Raw genomic sequence first — 17,944 nt, 5'->3', positions numbered from 1 at the left:
TCTGCAACCGCAACCACGGTCGGCGGAGCAGGAAAGGATGATGCAACCGGATCGGGCGGAGGATGGCTCATGGTCCGCCGCACCCTGCTCACCGCCGCCTTGATCGCGTTCGCGCCGGCCGCCGCGATAGCCGCCGGCAAGACCGAGGCGCCGCCGAAGGACGCCGGCCAGTACGTCGAACTTCTGCCGGTCGCCTTGCCCATCGTCGCCGACGGTCGGTTGGTGAACTACGTCTTCGTGTACGTTCGCATCAACCTCGCGCCTACCGCCAACCCGACGCCTCTCCGGGCCAAGGAGCCGCAGTTCCGCGACGCGCTCGTCCGGGCCGGCCACCGGACGCCGTTCACCCTGGCCGCCGACCACAACAAGATCGATACGGCAAAGCTGATCGCGGCCGTAATGCGCGAAGGCGCCGGCATCGCGGGGCCCGGCCAGATCAAGTCGGTCGTCGTCACCTCGCAGCAGCCACGCCGGCGGGTGGCCACGCCCCGGCTCTAGGCGCGGAGGCCTCGGATTCCGGCGTTCGTCGGGCGCCGGTAGGGCAGGTTGCGCGCGCCTCGGAAACCTGAGTAGGCTCCCGGTCCCGCTTGGCCCGTGAGAGCGCCCGGCGGCTACTGGGGAAACGAACAAGGGCTGGGAGTTCGCCGGATCAGCCCGCTTGGGCTGCCGGCGCCCCTACCGCGCAGATCGCAAAGGGGTGCGCACAACATGAGTCTTACGCTTACGCTGGTGATCGTCGCCGGCTTGCTCGCGGTGCTTTACGGCGCCGTACAGAGCAGCTCGCTCTTGCGAGCTTCGCCCGGCAACGCGCGCATGCAGGAAATCGCCGCCGCCATCCAGGAGGGCGCGCAGGCCTACCTGAACCGCCAGTACACCACCATCGCGATCGTGGGCGTGGTGATCCTGATCGCCGCCTTCTTCCTGCTGGGCTGGGAAGCGGCCGTCGGCTTCGCCGTCGGCGCCGTGCTTTCGGGGCTGGCGGGCTTCGCGGGCATGCTGATCTCGGTCCGCGCCAACGTGCGAACCGCCCAGGCGGCCTCCGAAAGCCTCGAGCGGGGCCTCTCGATGGCCTTCCGATCCGGCGCCGTGACCGGCATGCTGGTCGCCGGCTTCGCCTTGCTGGGCGTGTCGGTGTACTTCGCCTTCCTGGTCTATGGCCTCGGCTACGAGCCGACGAGCCGCACCGTCGTCGACAGCCTCGTCGCCCTCGGCTTCGGCGCGTCGCTGATCTCGATCTTCGCCCGTCTGGGCGGCGGGATCTTCACCAAGGGCGCCGATGTGGGCGGCGACATGGTGGGCAAGGTGGAAGCCGGCATCCCCGAGGATGATCCGCGCAACGCCGCGACCATCGCCGACAACGTGGGCGACAACGTCGGCGACTGCGCCGGCATGGCCGCCGACCTGTTCGAGACCTATGCCGTGACCACGGTCGCCACCATGGTCCTGGCCGCCATCTTCTTCCGCGGCTCGGGCGTCGAACTCGACATGATGCTGCTGCCGCTCGCCATCTGCGGCGTGTGCATCCTGACCTCGATCCTTGGCACGTTCTTCGTCCGCCTCGGCAAGAAGAAGAACATCATGGGAGCCCTCTATCAGGGTCTCATCGTCACCGGCCTCGCCTCGATCGCGGCCATCTGGTTCGTCACTGACCGCCTGGTGCCGGAGACGGTCACCGCAGGCGCCTTCACCTTCGGGGCCATGGAACTCTTCTGGTGCGGCGTCCTTGGCCTCCTGGTCACCGCGGCTATCGTGGTGATCACCGAGTACTACACGGGCACCGGCTTCCGGCCGGTGAAGTCGGTGGCCAAGGCCTCGGTCTCGGGCCACGGCACGAACGTGATCCAGGGCCTGGCCATGTCGCTGGAGTCCACCGCGCTGCCGGCGCTGGTGATCATCATCGGCATCCTCGTCACCTACAACCTCGCGGGCCTGTTCGGCATCGCCATCGCCACGACGGCCATGCTGTCGCTGGCCGGCTTCATCGTCGCCCTCGACGCCTTCGGCCCCGTGACCGACAACGCCGGCGGCATCGCCGAGATGGCCGGCCTTCCCCCGGAAGTGCGTGTCTCGACCGACGCCCTGGACGCGGTCGGCAACACCACCAAGGCGGTGACCAAGGGCTACGCCATCGGCTCGGCGGGCCTCGGCGCCCTCGTGCTCTTCGCGGCCTATACCGAGGACCTGAAGTTCTTCTCGGCCAATGCGACGCCGGGCTCGTTCTTCGACGGACTGGGCGCGGTGGCCTTCGACCTGTCCAACCCGTACGTGGTGGTCGGCCTGCTGTTCGGCGGCTTGCTGCCGTTCCTGTTCGGCGGCCTTTCCATGACCGCCGTGGGTCGGGCCGCTGAGTCGGTCGTCGCCGAGGTGCGGCGCCAGTTCAAGGAGAACCCGGGGATCATGACCGGCGAGGTGAAGCCGGAGTACGGCCGCGCCGTCGACATCCTGACTAAGTCGGCGATCCGCGAGATGATCGTGCCGTCGCTGCTGCCCGTGGTTTCGCCGGTGCTGCTGTTCTTCGTGATCCGCGCGATCGCCGGCAACACCGACGCCTTCGCGGCCCTCGGCGCCATGCTGATGGGGGTGATCGTCACCGGCCTGTTCGTCGCCATCTCGATGACCAGCGGCGGCGGCGCCTGGGACAACGCCAAGAAGTTGATCGAGGAAGGTCACTACGGCGGGAAGGGCTCCGACGCGCACAAGGCGGCGGTGACCGGCGACACCGTTGGCGACCCCTACAAGGATACGGCGGGTCCGGCCGTAAACCCGATGATCAAGATCACGAACATCGTGGCTCTGCTGCTGCTGGCGGTGCTCGCCCACTCGGGCTGATCGGAGGGTCCTGAAAAGACGACGCCCCGGAGAGCAATCTCCGGGGCGTTTTCGTTCGTAGGCGTCTGGCGATTGACAGCGCTAGCGCCGGTCCCCCGGCCGGGAACCGGGCACGCCTTCGTCGTCGCGGGGCAGCATGCCCGATCGACCGACCGAGCCCAGCAGCTGTTCAAGCACGGTCATCTCGCGGCCGCGCGTCGGAGTCTCCCGGCCGTTGAAGGCGACGACCTTTCCGTCCTTGAGCGTGTAGTTGTTCACCGCGACGACCGCCTCGGTCTCCTTGCTGAACTCGATGGCGGTGACGTTGCGGGCGGTGACCTGCGGCTTCCGGAAGGCGACCCGCTGCTTGATCTGGTTCACGTAGAACCAGGTGTTCGCGTCAAACGTCGACTGCGCGGACGGCGACCCCAGCTTGGCGCGGACCGTCGATTTGGTGTCGGTCCCGACCTTCACGTCCTGCGGATTGGCGTCGATGGCCTGGAAACCCGAGTAGGTCGTGATCGGCGCACAGGCGCCGAGGCCGGCGAGGAGGCCCACGGCGAGGGCGGCGGGGGCGGCTCTGCGGAACATTCGGTCGGGTTTCCAAGTCACCTGAAAGGCAAGAGGCTTTGACCTATCGCCGGCCGCCCCTTAGTTCAATGCCGCCTTTAGCCACGTTCCTTGGCGAAATCGAGGCCGACCCATGCTGAAGAGCCTGTTCAAGCCCAAGCCGGCGCGGACCGCCGGGCGCGCGTTGTATGCGCGGGTGGTGGAGCAGGCGCGGTCGCCGGCGCTGTATCGCGATCTTGGGGCGCCCGACACGCCGGAAGGCCGCTTCGAGATCTACAGCCTGCACGTGGTGCTGTTGCTGGAGCGGCTGCGAGGGCACGGCGCGGCCGCAACCGAGGTGTCCCAGGCGCTGTTCGACGCCTACGTCAGCCACCTCGATGACGCGCTGCGCGAGCTGGGCGTGGGCGACATGGTGGTGGGCAAGAAGATGCGGAAGCTGGGAGAGGCCTTCTACGGCCGAGGGAAGAACTACCAGCAAGCGCTGGACCTGCTCCCCGACCGGGCTCCGCTGGAGGCGGTCATGGGCCGAACGGTGTACGCCGGCGTGGCGGATCGTTCCGCCGAGCTCGCCGACTACGTGCTCGCGCAGCGGGAGGCGCTGGCCGCCAATCGTTTGGAGGACCTGCTGGCCGGCAAGGTCGACTGGAGGGCCGCATGAGCGCCTGGGGCAAGCCGCTGAAGCTGCACGAGGTGAACCGGGGGGCCGGTGCGTCTGGCGCTGGCGCCGGACGAGACCGAGCGCGCCGCGATCGCCAAGCGATTGGGCCTGCGCAGCCTGCCCAGTCTGACCGCCGACGTGACGGTGAAGCCGTGGCTGGACGGCGCTGAGGTGTCGGGCCGGTTCGATGCTGTGGTGGAATACGTCTGCGGGGTGACGCTCGACCCGTTCGAACAGGCGGTGTCCGGCGAGGTTTTCGCCCGCGTGGTCCCGCCGGGCAGCGAAAACGCGCCCGACCCCGAGGTCGGCGAGATGGAGCTGGATCTGGAAGCGGACGACCCGCCGGACGTGCTGACGAGCGACGCCATCGACGTGACCGAATATGTCGTAGAGCACCTGTCGCTGGAGCTCGACCCGTTCCCGCGGAAGCCGGGCGCTACGTTCGACTACCAGCCGCCGCAGGAGGAGGAGTCTCCTTTTGCGGTGCTCAGGAAGCTCCAGGAGCCGAAGGGCTGAGGCGCGACCGCGGCTCCAGTTTTCAGAATGGAAACCGGCGCGTATGGTCGCGGTGATTCCGGCTGAAGGCCGCCGAGGGACGAAAGCGCCGACTTGACCCAACCTCTGGTGATTTCCATCGACGCCATGGGCGGCGACCATGGCCCGTCCGTGGTGGTTCCGGCCGCCGCGCGAGCCCTCAAGGACTTGCCAGCCCACGTGCGCTGCCTGTTGCACGGAGACGAGACGCAGCTGCGGGCGGAGGTCAGCAAGTGCTCCGGCCTCCTCGAGCGCGTCGAGCTTCGCCACGCCGAACGTGTCGTCGGCATGGATGAGAAGCCCGCCCAGGCGCTGCGGCGGGCCAAGGGCAGCTCGATGTGGAACGCTGTCGAGGCCATCCGAGAGGGCGCCGCCAGCGTCTCCGTCTCGGCCGGCAATACGGGCGCTCTGATGGCGATCTCCAAGCTGATCCTGCGGATGAGCGCCGACCTCGATCGCCCGGCGCTGGTGGCGTCCATCCCCCATGCCAAGGGCGTCAGCACCTTCCTCGACGTGGGCGCCAACGTCGATTGCGACGCTGAGCGGCTCGTCGAGTTCGCGATCATGGGAGAGGCCTATCACCGCGCCGCCCATGGGGTCGCCCGGCCCACCGTCGGCCTGCTCAACGTCGGCTCGGAAGAGATGAAGGGCCATGAAGAGGTCCGCGAAGCCAACCGCATCCTCCGTGAGGGTGGCCTCGACCTGGAATATCGGGGCTTCGTCGAGGGTGACGACATCACCAAGGGCACTGTCGATGTGATCGTCACCGACGGCTTCACCGGGAATGTCGCGCTGAAGTCCATGGAGGGCGCGGCGAAGTTCATGTACGGCGAGCTGAAGTCCGCGCTCACCGCCGGGCCGTTCTCGAGCCTGGGCGCGCTGTTGGCGCGACCGTCGCTGCTCCGCTTCCGGGACAGGATCAATCCGCCGCCCGCCGCTCCGCTGCTCGGCCTGAACGGCCTGGTGCTGAAATGCCACGGCGGAGCCGACGACCGGCAGTTCGCCATGGCCATCCGCGCCGCAGCTGACGTCGCGCAAAGCGGGTTTGCCTCGGAGATCGAACGGAATATGAGGCGCCTTCCCGCCGCGCTCTCTTCCGCGGCCCCTGCGGACGGAGCCGCCTAGAGTGTCTAAAGTCCTGCGTAGCGTGGTCACCGGGGTCGGGGGGTATCTCCCTGATGGGATCGTCACGAACGACGACCTCGCCAAGATCGTCGAGACCTCCGACGAGTGGATCCGCGAGCGAACAGGCATCACCCAGCGCCGCAAGGCTGCGGACGACCAGCCGGTCTCGGACCTGGCGGTGGAGGCCGCGAGGCGCGCCCTGGCCGCGGCGGGCCGCACGCCGGACGACGTCGACCTGATCATCGTGGCAACGACCACGCCTGACCTGACCTTCCCGGCGACGGCCACCATCGTGCAGCGCAAGCTTGGCGCGCCGGTTGGCATCGCCTTCGATGTGCAGGCGGTTTGCTCGGGCTTCGTCTACGCGCTGTCCACGGCGGACGGGTTCGTCGCCCGCGGCCGCGCGAAATGCGCGCTGGTGATCGGCGCCGAGTGCATGACCCGCCTGATGGACTGGACCGACCGCGGCACCTGCGTGCTGTTTGGCGACGGCGCCGGCGCGGTCGTGGTGGAGCCGGGGGAAGGTGAGGGGACGACGGCCGACCGCGGCCTTCTGGGCTTCGCCCTGCGCGCCGACGGCACCAAGCAGGAACTTCTGTATGTGGACGGCGGCGTGTCGACGACGCGGACCACCGGCTATCTGCGGATGCAGGGCAATCAGGTGTTCCGCCACGCCGTGGTGAACATCTCGGAGGCGGTGACCGCCGCCGCCGCGGACGCCGGGGTCGAGGTCTCTTCGGTGGACTGGTTCATTCCGCACCAGGCCAACCAGCGCATCCTGGAAGGGGTGGCGAAGCGGCTGGGTATCGACGAGACCAAGGTGATCTCGACCGTGGCCGAACACGCCAACACCTCTGCCGCGTCCATCCCCCTGGCGCTCGACCAGGGCGTGCACGACGGCCGAATCAAACCGGGCCAGTTGCTGCTGCTCGAAGCCATGGGCGGCGGCCTCACCTGGGGCGCCTGCGTGCTGCGGCTGTAGGCGCCTTAACCAGGGCCTGCAAAGCGTGACTTGAAGTCTTTGAGCCGATAGGACAATCAAGATCCATGAACGATGTCTCGGCGGGGGGTCAGCGTAAGGATGAAGGGGGCGACCGTCACCCGGGCGGACCTCTGCGAGGCCGTGCACGAACAGGTGGGCCTCACCCGCCAGGATTGCAGCGAACTCGTCGAGCGGGTGCTCGAACTGATGTGCCAGGCGCTGGAGCGCGGCGAGCAGGTGAAGCTCTCCGGGTTCGGGGTGTTCCAGGTCCGCTCCAAGCGCGCCCGGATGGGCCGCAATCCGAAGACCGGCGAGCCCGCCGCCATCGAACCCCGCCGCGTGATTGGCTTCCGCGCCTCGCAAGTGATGAAGGCGCGGGTCGACCAGGCGCTATCGCGGTGAGGACGCCGTAACGCCGTGGCCAAGGGCCCGGACGCGTTCCGCACGATCTCCGAAGCGGCGGACGAGCTCAACGTGCCCCAGCACGTGCTGCGGTTCTGGGAAACCAAGTTCGCCTTCATCCGACCCATGAAGCGGGCGGGCGGCCGCCGGTTCTACCGGCCCGCCGACATAGCGGTGCTGCGTGGCGTGCGCCGGCTGCTGCACGACGAGGGCTACACCATCAAGGGCGTGCAGAAGCTGCACCGCGAACAGGGGCTGAAGCGCCTGATCGCGGCGGGCGAGGGCGGCGCGTTTGCGGTTGGGACCGCGCCAGCCGCGTCATCCGGCAGCCCGAAGACCGCGCCAGGAAACACCGAGGCCTTACTGACTGCGTTGCGCGACCTGGAGAGCGCCAAGCAGCGTCTCGACGCGCTGCTCAAGGGCTGAAGGAAAACTCGCCGCCGGCCGATGGTCGGAGCGACAGGATCCGAACCTGCGACCCCTTGACCCCCAGTCAAGTGCGCTACCAGGCTGCGCTACGCTCCGCAGGCCGGTCGGCGAGGCGGGTCTTCTAGCGGAAGCAGCCAGACCGGCAAGCGCATTTTTCGGGGGAGCGATGCGGCGTACTTCACTCCTGAGCGCGGCGCTGGTCTTGGCCTCAGCCGGTTCAGACGTCGCCGTGGCCCAGATGGCGGCGAGCCGCTGGTCAATGCTCCCCTCCTCCGAGGATCTGCTCGCGGCCTATCCTGCGAAGGCGTCGGACGGAGGGGTGGAGGGGATCGCAACCCTATCGTGCGCTGCGGACGCGGCAGGTCGGCTCAGCAGTTGCACGATCGTGTCCGAGGAGCCCGCTGACGCGGGATTCGGCGCGGCCGCGCTGAGCCTGATCCCGAAGTTTCGCTGGAACGTGGAAGCTCATGGCGTGGGGAATGCGCTGCTGCTCCCGATCCGGTTCAAGCTGCCGGAGCGGCCGCGGGATGTGGTGTTCGGCGACCCGACACGGTGGAGCCACCTGGGGCCGCCCGGACCGTATTTCCCTGACAATGCCTATCGGGCAGGGGTTGGCGGAGTCGCGATCATCGACTGCCTGGTCGGCAAGGCGCGGGCTCTTGACGCCTGCCGTTCGGTCGAGGAGGCGCCCGGTGGATTTGCATTCTCATCCGCTGCTCTGCGGATGGCTGAGCGCAGGTACATCAAGGCGGGTCCGGATGCGCCCGAGGGACCTGGGCGCGTGGCGTTCCGTGTCGTGTTCCCGAAGCCGCCGCCGATGCGGCCTCCAGTTCGGGTGCGCTAACGCCCGCGGTTCATCCAGGTGATGAGCGGAAGGATCGGCACGCCCCAGAGGATGCCGGCCAGGCCGTAGTAGGCGAGCTGGGCCGCCCAATGGTCGGCGACGAAGGCGCCGATCGAAGCGACCGCCCAGACGTAGAACAGCAGGAACCCGACGATCCCGAACAGGCCGATGAGCTTGCGCACGCGTGCGGTCATGGGGCTGCGCTATAGCGGGGTCGCGCTTCCGGCCCAAGAGCGATAAAGGAGCGGCCCAAGTTCGGCCCACAAGCGGCGCCACCCCGCAGACCTCATGACCTCGTTCCTGCGTTCCGATCGCTCCAAGCCTGTCGCCGTCTGGCTTTTCGTGGTGGCCGCCTTCGTGCTGGCCATGGTGATCGTGGGCGGCGCCACGCGGCTGACGGACTCCGGCCTCTCGATCACAGAGTGGCGGCCGGTCACGGGCGCGATCCCCCCGCTGAGCGAGCAGGCCTGGCAGACGGAGTTCGCCAAGTATCGCGAGATCCCGCAGTACCAGCAGGTGAACCGCGGGATGAGCCTGGCCGAGTTCCAGACGATCTACTGGTGGGAGTGGGGCCACCGGTTCCTCGGACGACTCACGGGCCTGGTCTTCTTCGCCCCGTTCGTGTGGTTCGCGATCCGGCGGGAGATTCCCAGACGATTGACCTGGCGCCTGGTCGGCATCTTCGTGCTGGGCGCGCTGCAGGGCGCCGTCGGATGGTGGATGGTGGCGAGCGGGCTGACCGAGCGGGTCTCGGTGGCGCCCGAACGGCTCACCGTCCACCTGGGTCTGGCGTTTGCGCTGCTGTCGCTGCTCGTCTGGACCGCGCTCGACGCCTGGGCGGGCGGCGCACGGCAAACGCTTCCCAGCCCCTGGGGGCGCAGGGCGGCCTGGCTGCTGGCGCTGATCTACTTCCAGATCCTGCTGGGCGCCCTGGTGGCCGGGAACGACGCGGGCCTGGTCTACAACGACTTCCCGCTGATGGGCGGGCGGCTGGTCCCCGAGGACTATGCGGCGGCGACGCTGTGGGGGACGCTGGCGCACAGCCAGGGCGCCGTACAGCTGCATCATCGGCTCATGGCCTATCTCGTCACCGGCGTCGCTGTCGCTGTGGGGCTGTCGGCGTGGCGCTCGAACTATCTCCACCGCGAGAGCAAGATGCTGGGCGTGGCGCTGGCGGCCGCCGTGCTGCTGCAGGTGGTGCTGGGCGTCGCCACCCTGATGGCCCGCGTTCCGCTCAGCCTTGGCATCGCCCACCAGCTCGTGGCGGCGCTCGTTCTCGGCGTGGCGACGGCGTTCGCCTGGCGGACCCGGCGCATCTGACGCCCAGAAAAGACGCGGTATCATAATACCACTAACGATAACTCACTGTTTTCACAGTCTTTTGTCGAAACTCGCGACGCAAAACGGCGTTGACATTGCGGCTTTGGAGCGGCATATGCCGCGCCTCACGTCGGGGACGCACGTTCGCGCACCCGCACCATTCTGACGGATTACACCATGTTGAAGGCTACGACGGCTTCGCTGAAGCCCGCCGAGGTCGAGAAGAAGTGGATCGTGGTCGACGCCAAGGACGCCGTGGTCGGCCGCCTGGCTTCGTTCATCGCCATGCGTCTTCGCGGCAAGCATCGGCCCGACTACACCCCGCACGTGGACTGCGGCGACTTCGTCGTCGTCGTGAACGCGGACAAGGTGAAGTTCACCGGCAAGAAGCTGTCGGACAAGATCTTCTACTGGCATACCGGCCACCCGGGCGGCGTCAAGCAACGCACCGCCGGCCAGATCCTCGGCGGCAAGTACCCCGAGCGCGTGCTGGAGAAGGCCGTCGAGCGCATGCTGCCGAAGGAAAGCCCGCTGGCCCGCAAGCAGATGACGCACCTGCGCATCTACACGGGCGACGAGCACCCGCACGCGGCCCAGAACCCCGAGACCATCGCGTTCGCCGACCTGAACGCCAAGAACGTGCGGAGCGCGTAATGAGCGAAGCCAACACCCAAGAAGCGACCGGCTTCGACGCCCTGAAGGGCCTCGGCACGCAAGCGGCCGAAGACGCCGTCGTCCGCGAGCCGAAGATCGACGCCCAGGGCCGCGCCTATGCGACCGGCAAGCGTAAGAACGCGGTGGCCCGCGTGTGGATCAAGCCGGGCAAGGGCGCGATCACGATCAACGGCCGCGACCAGGAGATCTACTTCGCGCGTCCTGTGCTGCGCATGATGATCGCCCAGCCGCTGCAGATCGCCGACCGTCTCGGCCAGTTCGACGTCGTCGTGACCGTCGAAGGCTCGGGCCTGTCGGGCCAGGCGGGCGCCGTCCGCCACGGCATCGCCAAGGCCCTGACCTACTACGAGCCGGGTCTGCGCTCGGTCCTGAAGCCGCACGGTTTCCTGACCCGCGACCCGCGTGTCGTCGAGCGTAAGAAGTACGGCAAGGCCAAGGCCCGCCGCAGCTTCCAGTTCTCGAAGCGCTAACCGCGCGCGACAACTCGCGTATTCGGAAGGGCGCTTCGGGAAACCGGAGCGCCCTTTCTCTTTGTCCGGAGTCCACCATGGCCCACACGGTCTTCATCGACGGCGAAGCCGGCACCACGGGACTGCAGATCCGCGAGCGGCTCCAAGGCCGCACCGATATCGAGATCCTGTCGATTGATCCCGCCCGGCGGAAGGACACCGGCGCCCGCGCCGAGTTGCTGAACGCGGCCGACGCCGTCGTGCTGTGCCTGCCCGACGACGCCGCCAAGGAGGCCGTGTCGCTGATCCGCAACGAGAAGGTGAGGGTGGTCGACGCCTCGACGGCGCACCGCGTGGCGCCGGGCTGGACCTATGGCTTCGCCGAGCTGGACCGGAACCAGCGGGAGGCGATCCGCGCCTCCACGCGGGTGGCGAACCCCGGGTGCTACCCGACGGGCTTCATCGCCCTGGTGCGGCCGCTGGTGGACGCCGGTCTCATCCCCGTCGCCTTCCCGCTGACCGTGAACGCGATCTCGGGCTATTCGGGCGGCGGCAAGGGCCTCATCGCCGAATTCGAGGAACGGGGCGCCCGCGATGTCTTCCGGGCCTATGGCTTGCCGCTGGCGCACAAGCATCTGCCCGAGATGCAGGCCTACACGGGCATCGCCCATCCGCCGGTCTTCGCGCCATCCGTCGGCCGCTATGCTCAGGGGATGCTGGTGGAGGTTCCGCTTCAGCTTTGGGCGCTGCCCGGTAAGCCGGACCCGTCCGACCTGCACGTGGCGTTGGAGACCTACTACGCCGGCGAGACCTTTGTGGAGGTGGCGGGCGGAGCCGAGTGCGCCGAGCTGCAGAGAACCCGCGCCGGGGCCGCCGGCCACGTCGAGGCCCTCGATCCCGAGGCGCTGAACGACACGAACTGCATGCGGCTGTTCGTGTTCGGCAACGCCCAGTCCGGCCAGGCGCGGCTGATCGCCCTGTTGGACAACCTCGGCAAGGGCGCATCCGGCGCCGCAGTTCAGAACCTGAACCTTATGCTCGGTCTCGACGAGGCGGCCGGCCTCTAGCGTCGGCTGCGACCGCATGGCGTCTGGTCGGCGCTGTCGTTCGGGCGTCTCCTGCCGTGTCATCGGCGGGGCTGAAATGAAGACGATCCAGAGACTCGCGGCGACGGCCATCGTTCTGCTGTCGCCCGGCTTGGCGCTGGCCGAGGCGCGCACGAGCATCGTGGCGTCCGATTTCGGCGTTTTCGACGACGCCAAAGGGACGTTCACCCCGACGCGGACGGTTCTGCGGGCCGGCAAGCCGGAATACGGCTGGATGATGCTGCTGGACACGCCGAAGCGGCAGGTGCGCTATCGCGAGGAGTTGAGCGGGCCGGACGGCGTCGCGCCGATCGTACGCGAACGCACCGTGACGCCCGATGACGGCGTGATCCTCAATGTCTGGTCGGCGGACAAGCACCATCCGGCGGGACGCTACGTCGTGCGCGTGCTGATCGAGGATCAGGTCGAGAAGACCTTCGTCTTTGTCATCCAATAGGCTGCGCTTGCATCCCGTGCCTGTCGGTCCACGTAATCGGAGCATGGACACGAACACCGAACGGCGCGCCTTCCTGCTGGGCGCCTCGCTGATCGCACTCTCCGGCCTGCCTGGCTCGACTTTGGCCGCCGACCGCTATGCGGCATCACCCGTGCGGAAGATCTCGGACGCGCAGTGGAAGCAGCGCTTGTCCCCAGCCGCCTACCGCGTGCTTCGTCACGAGGACACGGAACGCCCGGGCTCCAGCCCGCTGAACGGCGAGAAGCGCAAGGGGACGTTCGTCTGCGCCGGCTGCGATCTCCCGCTCTTCAAGAGCGAGTGGAAGTTCGAAAGCGGCACCGGCTGGCCCAGCTTCTACCGCGCGATCCCCGGCGCCATCGAGACCAAGACCGATTACAAGATCGGCGTCCCGCGCACCGAGTACCACTGCGCCCAATGCCTCGGCCACCAAGGGCACGTGTTCAACGATGGTCCCAGGCCCACCGGCCTGCGCTACTGCAACAACGGCGTGGCTCTGAAATTCGTGCCGGCCTAGAGCGGCCCTCGGACAAAGAACGGGCCCGCGGGGGAGCGCGGGCCCGAGTTATGCAGGCTGGCTTGGGGGACAGTCTGCAGAACGTGTCAGGTGCTGGTCTTGGCCGGCGCCGCTTCTTGCGTGCCCGCCGCCGGCGCGTCGCCCTGGCGACGATGAATCTGGCCGGCCCCGGAGATGTCGGTCTCGAGCTCGGCCGGATCGGTCAGCAGGTTGATCTCGCCCATGCCGGAGATCTGCAGGCGGGCGCGGCCTGTCGGCGCCACCGTCGCCTCGCCGGCGCCCGAAATGTCGACCTTGGCGTCACGCGTGACCAGCCGACCCATCTCGGCCTCTCCGGCGCCCGAGATGTCGATGTCGAGCTCCTGGGTCTGGCCGCGCGCCTCGATCTTGGACGCGCCCGAGACGTCCACCGACAGGGTGGGCTGATTGTAGTCGCGGATGGTCAGCCGGTTGGCGCCAGACAGGTGGAAGCGGCTGATGTTGGGGGGCGGTCACGGCGATCTGCACCTTGCGGACCCCCCAGCCCGCCTTGCGGACGCGGATGCGGCCGTCTTCGACCGACATCCGATCGAGCAGTCGCTGGGGCCCCGTCACCACCACCTGGGCCGGGCCATCAGCCTGAGTGTAGGTGACGTCCGCCGGTATGCTCAGGCTCAGGCGGTCCGAGCCATCCCAGGGGAAGGTCCGGGTCGCCACCGGGCCGCGGCTCTCCGGCACGTCGATGTCCCAGTCATAGTCCCAGTGGTCCCGGTCCCAGCCGCCGGCCCAGTGCCAGCCGCCGCGAGCGATGGCGTCGGGTCCGCCGATGGCGAAGGCGGCGGACAGCGCGGCGAGGCAGAGCACGAAGCCGGCGACGGCGATCACGACGAGATTCCGGATCATGGCGTGCGCTCCCTTAGGCTTGAGGTTCAAGAGCCGGCTTCAGCAGCCGGTAGTGAAGACGCCCGTACCAGACGAGGGCGTTCATCAGGCCGATGCTGACGAGGGTCAGGATCGCGCCGAAGGACGTCGCGCCCGCCATCAGGCCGATTCCCGCCAGCACGCCCGCCACCGTCCCGCCCGGCGGGTCGACGAAGGGCGCGGCGGCGAACAGCAGGCCGCCGGCGAAGAAGCAGGCGATCACCGCGATGAAGAGGCCGAACAGCGTGCCCGCCACCGCCATAAGGATCGGCAGCAGGATCAGGATGTCGATCGCGCCCAGGCCCAGGACCGCGAAGACGGCGCCGGCGGCAGACGAGGGACTGCGCTCCTCGCGCCAGCGGGTCAGCTGCGCCTCGGCCTTGAGCTCGCGGGCGAGCCGGTCGGGATTGCCGAGCGCCTCGGCGACGTCCGCCTCGCTGCGGCCCGCCGCCTCGCCTTCGGTGAAGTGCGCCTCGTAGTCGGCGACGATGTCGGCGACGGCTTGCGGAGGCAGGCCGCGCAGGCCTTCCCGCAACCGGGCCATGAAAGCCTGACGTGTCATTTGGCCCCTCCAAAGACGATCTGGTCGACGGCGCCGGAGAACGAGCTCCAGGCGTCCTTCTGGCTTGCGAAGCTGCGCTTGCCGGGCTCGGTGAGCCGGTAGTATTTGCGCGGCGGTCCCGCGGGGCTCTCCACGAGATAGGTCTCGACAAGCCCGTCCGACTGCAACCGGCGCATCAGCGGATAGATGGTGCCTTCGCCCATCCCGATCTGGTCGGAGAGGCGGCTGGCGATCTCATAGGCGTAGCTGTCCTGGCTGTGGAGCAGGGCGAGAACGCAGAGTTCGAGCGCCCCTTTCTTCAGCTGGATCTCAATGGGTTCCGGCACGGCGGAGCTCCTTCCTGGGCTCTGGTGTACCGACAGGTAGTGGGCGCTGCAAGGTAGCGTGCATTAAACGTTAGTAACCTTGGACAGCGGCGTTGCTTGACAGGTGGCCCGGGCCCAGGGAGACGCTGGCCGCCTCACGGGGGAGCCGCGGCCGCGTCTTGATCACCGATCCATTCGCCAGGCTGAGCCAGGGCAACATCATGGCCGCCGTGCAGCACGCCACCGCGCTGCAGAGCGCCGGGCGGCTGGCCGAGGCCGCGGCGCTATGGACGCGGATCGCGGCGGTGGCGCCCACCAGCGCCGAAGTGCGGTTCAACCTCGGGGCCGCATTGCTGGGCCTGGAGCGGCACGAAGTAGCCGAGCAGGCGCTGCGGGACGCGGTCCGGCTGAAGCCCGGGATGACGGCGGCCGTCCACCGGCTCGGCAACCTCCTGCAAGCGACCGGGCGGTGGGACGAGGCGGAGCGGCTTTACGATGAAGCGCTGCGGCAGGACCCGTCACTGTGGCGGGCCAAGCTCGACCTGGCTCACATCCATCTCGGACGCGGCGACTTCACCCAGGCCTGGCCGCTGTTCGAGGCGCGGCGCGACCTCGGCGGGGCGCACATCGATGCGCCGCCCTTTCCGCGCGAGTGGCGCGGCGAGCCGCTGGACGGCCGCTCGATCCTCATCTGGCCCGAGCAGGGCTTCGGCGACCAGATCCAGTTCGCGCGGTTCGCGCCGGACCTGGCGAAGCGCGGCGCCGACGTCACCCTGGTCGCGCCACCGGAGCTGTCGGCGCTGTTCGCGACGCTGGGCGTGCGGGTGGTCGAGCGGTCGGCGCAGATGGCGCTGGCCCAGCCGGATTACTGGACCTGGCTGCAGTCGATCCCGGGGCGCATTGGCGTGACGATGGCGACCCTGCCAGCCGCGCCGTACCTATCGACGCCACAGGACCGGAAGACGAAGTGGGGCGGCTTCGCGCAGACAGGCGGCGTGGGCGTTATGTGGCAAGGCCGGGCGACGCCGAACCCGCATCGTTCGCTGCCAGCCTTCGAAATCCTGCAACCGCTGGCCGATGCCGGCGCCCAGCTCGTCGAACTGACGCCACCGCCCGGCGGCGACTTCGCCGACGTCGCCGCCCAGATGGAGCGGCTGGACCTCATCATCAGCGTCGATACCGCCGCGGCGCACCTGGCCGGCGCGCTGGGCAAGCCGGTCTGGATCCTGCTGCCCTGGTTCAACGCCGACTGGCGATGGATGCAGGGAAGGGCGCATTCGCCCTGGTACCCGACGGCGCGGCTGTTCCGGCAGCCGTCCCACGGCGACTGGGCCGGCGTGGTGGCGGACCTTGTTGCCGCGTGGACCTGCCGCGCCTAGCTGCGGACCTTCACATATTCGCCGGGCGCATCGCCGAGCGGCTTCAGCTTGCCCTTCGCGGGATCGCGGGCGGGGATCAGGCCGCCCGACTTCGCCTTCAGCCAGGCGACCCAGTGCGGCCACCAGGAGCCCGCGGCCTCCCTGGCGCCAGCCTGCCAGGCCTCGAGGCTTTCGGGCAGGTCGTCGCGGGTCCAGTGCTGGTACTTGTTGGCGGCGGGCGCATTGATGACGCCAGCGATGTGGCCGGAGCCGGCCATGGTGAAGGTCACCGGGCCGCCGAACAGCCTCGCGCCCTTGTACACCGAGCGGGCGGGCGCGATGTGGTCCTCCTTCGAGGACTGGACGTAGATCGGGATCTTCACGTCGCCGAGGTTCAGTTTCACGCCATCGAGGACGAGCTCGCCCTTGGCCAGCGCATTGTCGCCGTAGAAGCGCCGGAGATAGAAGAGGTGCAGGGTCTTCGGCATGCGGGTCTGGTCCGAGTTCCAGAACAGCAGGTCGAAGGGCTTGGGCTCGCGGCCCAGCAGATAGTTGTTCACGAAGAAAGACCAGATCAGGTCGTTGGCGCGTAAGGCGTTGAACGTATCGGCCATGGCCTGGCCCGACAGCACCCCGCCGCCCTCGTCCATCTTCTGCTCGAGCGTCTTCAGCCAGTCCTCGTTCGTGAAGAGCAGCAGGTCGCCGGCTTCGGAGAAATCCTGCTGGGCGGCGAAGAACGTGGCGGCGCCGATCGGCTGCACGCCCTTGGCGGCCATATGTGCAAGGGTGGCCGAGAGCAGGGTGCCACCGATGCAATAGCCCACCGCGTTCACGTGGGAGACGCCGCACTGCTCGATGGCGGCCGCCGCGCCCTCGTAGATGCCTTGGCGCATGTAGTCCTCGAAGGTCTTCGTCGAGAGCTCCGGCGTCGGATTGACCCAGGAGGCGACGAAGACGGTGATCCCCTGGTCGGCGAGCCAGCGGATCATGGAGTTCTCGGGCCGCAGATCGAGGATGTAGAACTTGTTGATCCAGGGCGGGAAGATCACCAGGGGGATCTCGTGCACCTGCTCGGTCGTCGGCGCGTACTGGATCAGCTCGATGATCTCGTTGCGGAAGACGACCTTGCCGGGCGCGGTGGCGACGTTCTCGCCGATCTTGAAGAGGTCGTAGTCCGTCTGGGCGATCGACAGCTGGCCACCACCCCGCGCGAGATCGGCGGCGAAGTTCTCCATGCCCTTGACCAGGCTCTCGCCGCCCGTGGCCATCACCTCTTTCAGGGCTGCGGGGTTCGAGGCAAGGAAGTTCGAGGGCGAAAACGCGTCGGTGAGCATCTTCATGAAGAACTCGACCCGGCGCTTCTCCAGCGGGTCCACGCCGTCGACCTCGGACACCAGGCCGTTCAGCCAGTTGGAGGTCAGGAGATAGGACTGCTTGATGACGTCGAAGACGGGGTTCTCGGACCAGTCGGGATCTGCGAACCGCTTGTCGCCCTTGGCCGGCTGCACCACCGGATCGACGGCTTCGCCCGAAACTCGCCGGGCGGCCGACTGCCAGAGTTCGAGGTATCGGCTGAAGAGGTCGGCCTGCGCCCTCATCAGCCGGTCGGGCTGGGCGGCCAGGCGATTCATCACCTGGGTGAGCGCGGGCGTCACGTTGAAGGGGTCGGGCGACAATGCAGCGGGACGGTCCGCCTGGCGGAGGGCCATCTCGGCGATCGCGCCCTGGGCGGCCAACGCCGCCCGGGCGAGGTTGCCCGACAGCTTCTCCAGCTGTTCGCGCTGTTCGGCGGTGAACTCCATCGCATCGAAGGACGGCTGGGGATTCTCTGCGGCGGTCGGCGGCGGCGCGGGCGCCAAGGCCTCGGCCAGGTTCTCCTCCGGCAAAGGCGGCTTCTTCAGCTTGCCCTTGCCGGACTTCACCGTCGTCTCTTCACTCATGGGCCG

Annotated in this window: 23 protein-coding genes and 1 tRNA gene; 16 read left to right on the top strand and 8 right to left on the bottom strand. The window is 68.3% G+C overall.

What is annotated here, in order from left to right; all coding sequences use genetic code 11:
• The first annotated feature begins 69 nt into the window (after window positions 1–69).
• The gene (locus LRS10_RS17430; protein WP_257838366.1) at window positions 70–498 is read left to right on the top strand and encodes a hypothetical protein; all 429 of its coding nucleotides are present in this window, start codon (window positions 70–72) and stop codon (window positions 496–498) included.
• Between the two features lie 210 nt (window positions 499–708).
• Window positions 709–2,829: a sodium-translocating pyrophosphatase gene (locus LRS10_RS17425; RefSeq protein WP_257838365.1), complete on the top strand. Its 2,121-nt coding sequence runs from the start codon at window positions 709–711 to the stop codon at window positions 2,827–2,829.
• Between the two features lie 81 nt (window positions 2,830–2,910).
• On the opposite strand, the gene LRS10_RS17420 is transcribed toward LRS10_RS17425, so the two are convergent.
• Window positions 2,911–3,399 carry an outer membrane protein assembly factor BamE gene (locus tag LRS10_RS17420; protein ID WP_257838364.1) on the bottom strand — a complete coding sequence of 163 codons (489 nt, stop codon included), beginning with the start codon at window positions 3,397–3,399 and terminating at the stop codon, window positions 2,911–2,913.
• Window positions 3,400–3,511: 112 nt separating this feature from the next.
• On the opposite strand from LRS10_RS17420, the gene LRS10_RS17415 reads away from it, so the two are divergent.
• The 6 genes from LRS10_RS17415 (at window position 3,512) to LRS10_RS17390 (ending at window position 7,505) form a co-directional block, all read left to right on the top strand.
• Entirely contained in the window at window positions 3,512–4,036 is a 525-nt protein-coding gene (locus tag LRS10_RS17415; protein WP_257838363.1) for a ubiquinol-cytochrome C chaperone family protein, read from the top strand.
• Window positions 4,037–4,084: 48 nt separating this feature from the next.
• A complete protein-coding gene (locus LRS10_RS17410; RefSeq protein WP_257838362.1) occupies window positions 4,085–4,552 on the top strand; it encodes a DUF177 domain-containing protein in 468 nt (155 codons plus the stop codon).
• 93 nt (window positions 4,553–4,645) lie between these two features.
• Entirely contained in the window at window positions 4,646–5,695 is a 1,050-nt protein-coding gene (gene plsX / locus LRS10_RS17405) for a phosphate acyltransferase PlsX (protein WP_257838361.1), read from the top strand.
• 1 nt (window position 5,696) lies between these two features.
• A complete protein-coding gene (locus tag LRS10_RS17400) occupies window positions 5,697–6,677 on the top strand; it encodes a beta-ketoacyl-ACP synthase III (RefSeq protein ID WP_257838360.1) in 981 nt (326 codons plus the stop codon).
• A 99-nt stretch (window positions 6,678–6,776) separates the two neighbouring features.
• A complete protein-coding gene (locus LRS10_RS17395; RefSeq protein ID WP_257838359.1) occupies window positions 6,777–7,079 on the top strand; it encodes an integration host factor subunit alpha in 303 nt (100 codons plus the stop codon).
• 15 nt (window positions 7,080–7,094) lie between these two features.
• Window positions 7,095–7,505, top strand: a complete 411-nt coding sequence (locus LRS10_RS17390; RefSeq protein ID WP_257838358.1) for a MerR family transcriptional regulator — start codon at window positions 7,095–7,097, stop codon at window positions 7,503–7,505.
• 22 nt (window positions 7,506–7,527) lie between these two features.
• Here LRS10_RS17390 and LRS10_RS17385 read toward each other — a convergent pair.
• Window positions 7,528–7,604: transfer RNA gene (locus tag LRS10_RS17385), tRNA-Pro, on the bottom strand.
• 70 nt (window positions 7,605–7,674) lie between these two features.
• Between LRS10_RS17385 and LRS10_RS17380 the strand changes: the two genes are divergently transcribed.
• Window positions 7,675–8,352, top strand: a complete 678-nt coding sequence (locus tag LRS10_RS17380; protein ID WP_308237977.1) for a TonB family protein — start codon at window positions 7,675–7,677, stop codon at window positions 8,350–8,352.
• Here LRS10_RS17380 and LRS10_RS17375 read toward each other — a convergent pair.
• Entirely contained in the window at window positions 8,349–8,546 is a 198-nt protein-coding gene (locus LRS10_RS17375) for a DUF2842 domain-containing protein (RefSeq protein ID WP_257838356.1), read from the bottom strand. The two genes, LRS10_RS17380 and LRS10_RS17375, sit on opposite strands and share 4 nt — an antisense overlap.
• Window positions 8,547–8,640: 94 nt before the next feature.
• Between LRS10_RS17375 and LRS10_RS17370 the strand changes: the two genes are divergently transcribed.
• The 6 genes from LRS10_RS17370 (at window position 8,641) to msrB (ending at window position 12,873) form a co-directional block, all read left to right on the top strand.
• On the top strand, window positions 8,641–9,672 hold the full coding sequence (locus tag LRS10_RS17370; protein WP_257838355.1) for a COX15/CtaA family protein: 1,032 nt from the start codon (window positions 8,641–8,643) through the stop codon (window positions 9,670–9,672).
• A 180-nt stretch (window positions 9,673–9,852) separates the two neighbouring features.
• Window positions 9,853–10,326 carry a 50S ribosomal protein L13 gene (gene rplM, locus LRS10_RS17365; RefSeq protein WP_257839198.1) on the top strand — a complete coding sequence of 158 codons (474 nt, stop codon included), beginning with the start codon at window positions 9,853–9,855 and terminating at the stop codon, window positions 10,324–10,326.
• Window positions 10,326–10,817 carry a 30S ribosomal protein S9 gene (rpsI, locus tag LRS10_RS17360; RefSeq protein ID WP_257838354.1) on the top strand — a complete coding sequence of 164 codons (492 nt, stop codon included), beginning with the start codon at window positions 10,326–10,328 and terminating at the stop codon, window positions 10,815–10,817. The genes rplM and rpsI overlap by 1 nt, the downstream gene beginning before the upstream one ends.
• A 77-nt stretch (window positions 10,818–10,894) precedes the next feature.
• The gene (argC, locus tag LRS10_RS17355; protein WP_257838353.1) at window positions 10,895–11,863 is read left to right on the top strand and encodes an N-acetyl-gamma-glutamyl-phosphate reductase; all 969 of its coding nucleotides are present in this window, start codon (window positions 10,895–10,897) and stop codon (window positions 11,861–11,863) included.
• 76 nt (window positions 11,864–11,939) lie between these two features.
• Complete coding sequence (locus tag LRS10_RS17350; RefSeq protein ID WP_257838352.1) at window positions 11,940–12,338, top strand: hypothetical protein; 399 nt, start codon at window positions 11,940–11,942, stop codon at window positions 12,336–12,338.
• Between the two features lie 43 nt (window positions 12,339–12,381).
• The gene (gene msrB, locus LRS10_RS17345) at window positions 12,382–12,873 is read left to right on the top strand and encodes a peptide-methionine (R)-S-oxide reductase MsrB (RefSeq protein WP_257838351.1); all 492 of its coding nucleotides are present in this window, start codon (window positions 12,382–12,384) and stop codon (window positions 12,871–12,873) included.
• A gap of 86 nt (window positions 12,874–12,959) precedes the next feature.
• Here the strand turns inward: msrB and LRS10_RS17340 are convergent, their stop codons facing one another.
• The 4 genes from LRS10_RS17340 to LRS10_RS17325 are packed head-to-tail and all read right to left on the bottom strand — an operon-like array spanning window position 12,960 to window position 14,661.
• Window positions 12,960–13,283 carry a DUF2807 domain-containing protein gene (locus tag LRS10_RS17340; protein ID WP_257838350.1) on the bottom strand — a complete coding sequence of 108 codons (324 nt, stop codon included), beginning with the start codon at window positions 13,281–13,283 and terminating at the stop codon, window positions 12,960–12,962.
• Window positions 13,174–13,755 carry a DUF2807 domain-containing protein gene (locus LRS10_RS17335; protein ID WP_257838349.1) on the bottom strand — a complete coding sequence of 194 codons (582 nt, stop codon included), beginning with the start codon at window positions 13,753–13,755 and terminating at the stop codon, window positions 13,174–13,176. The genes LRS10_RS17340 and LRS10_RS17335 overlap by 110 nt, the downstream gene beginning before the upstream one ends.
• Before the next feature lie 13 nt (window positions 13,756–13,768).
• Complete coding sequence (locus tag LRS10_RS17330; protein ID WP_257838348.1) at window positions 13,769–14,335, bottom strand: DUF1700 domain-containing protein; 567 nt, start codon at window positions 14,333–14,335, stop codon at window positions 13,769–13,771.
• Entirely contained in the window at window positions 14,332–14,661 is a 330-nt protein-coding gene (locus LRS10_RS17325) for a PadR family transcriptional regulator (protein WP_257838347.1), read from the bottom strand. The genes LRS10_RS17330 and LRS10_RS17325 overlap by 4 nt, the downstream gene beginning before the upstream one ends.
• Window positions 14,662–14,819: 158 nt before the next feature.
• On the opposite strand from LRS10_RS17325, the gene LRS10_RS17320 reads away from it, so the two are divergent.
• The gene (locus tag LRS10_RS17320; RefSeq protein ID WP_257838346.1) at window positions 14,820–16,019 is read left to right on the top strand and encodes a tetratricopeptide repeat protein; all 1,200 of its coding nucleotides are present in this window, start codon (window positions 14,820–14,822) and stop codon (window positions 16,017–16,019) included.
• Here the strand turns inward: LRS10_RS17320 and phaC are convergent.
• A complete protein-coding gene (gene phaC / locus LRS10_RS17315) occupies window positions 16,016–17,938 on the bottom strand; it encodes a class I poly(R)-hydroxyalkanoic acid synthase (RefSeq protein ID WP_257838345.1) in 1,923 nt (640 codons plus the stop codon). The two genes, LRS10_RS17320 and phaC, sit on opposite strands and share 4 nt — an antisense overlap.
• Window positions 17,939–17,944: the final 6 nt, after the last annotated feature.

Origin of the sequence: Phenylobacterium sp. J426 (assembly GCF_024699945.1) — a bacterium.
Taxonomy (GTDB): Bacteria; Pseudomonadota; Alphaproteobacteria; order Caulobacterales; family Caulobacteraceae; genus Phenylobacterium.
Note: the sequence above shows the minus strand (reverse complement) of the source record. Positions and strands in the feature narration are given on the sequence as shown.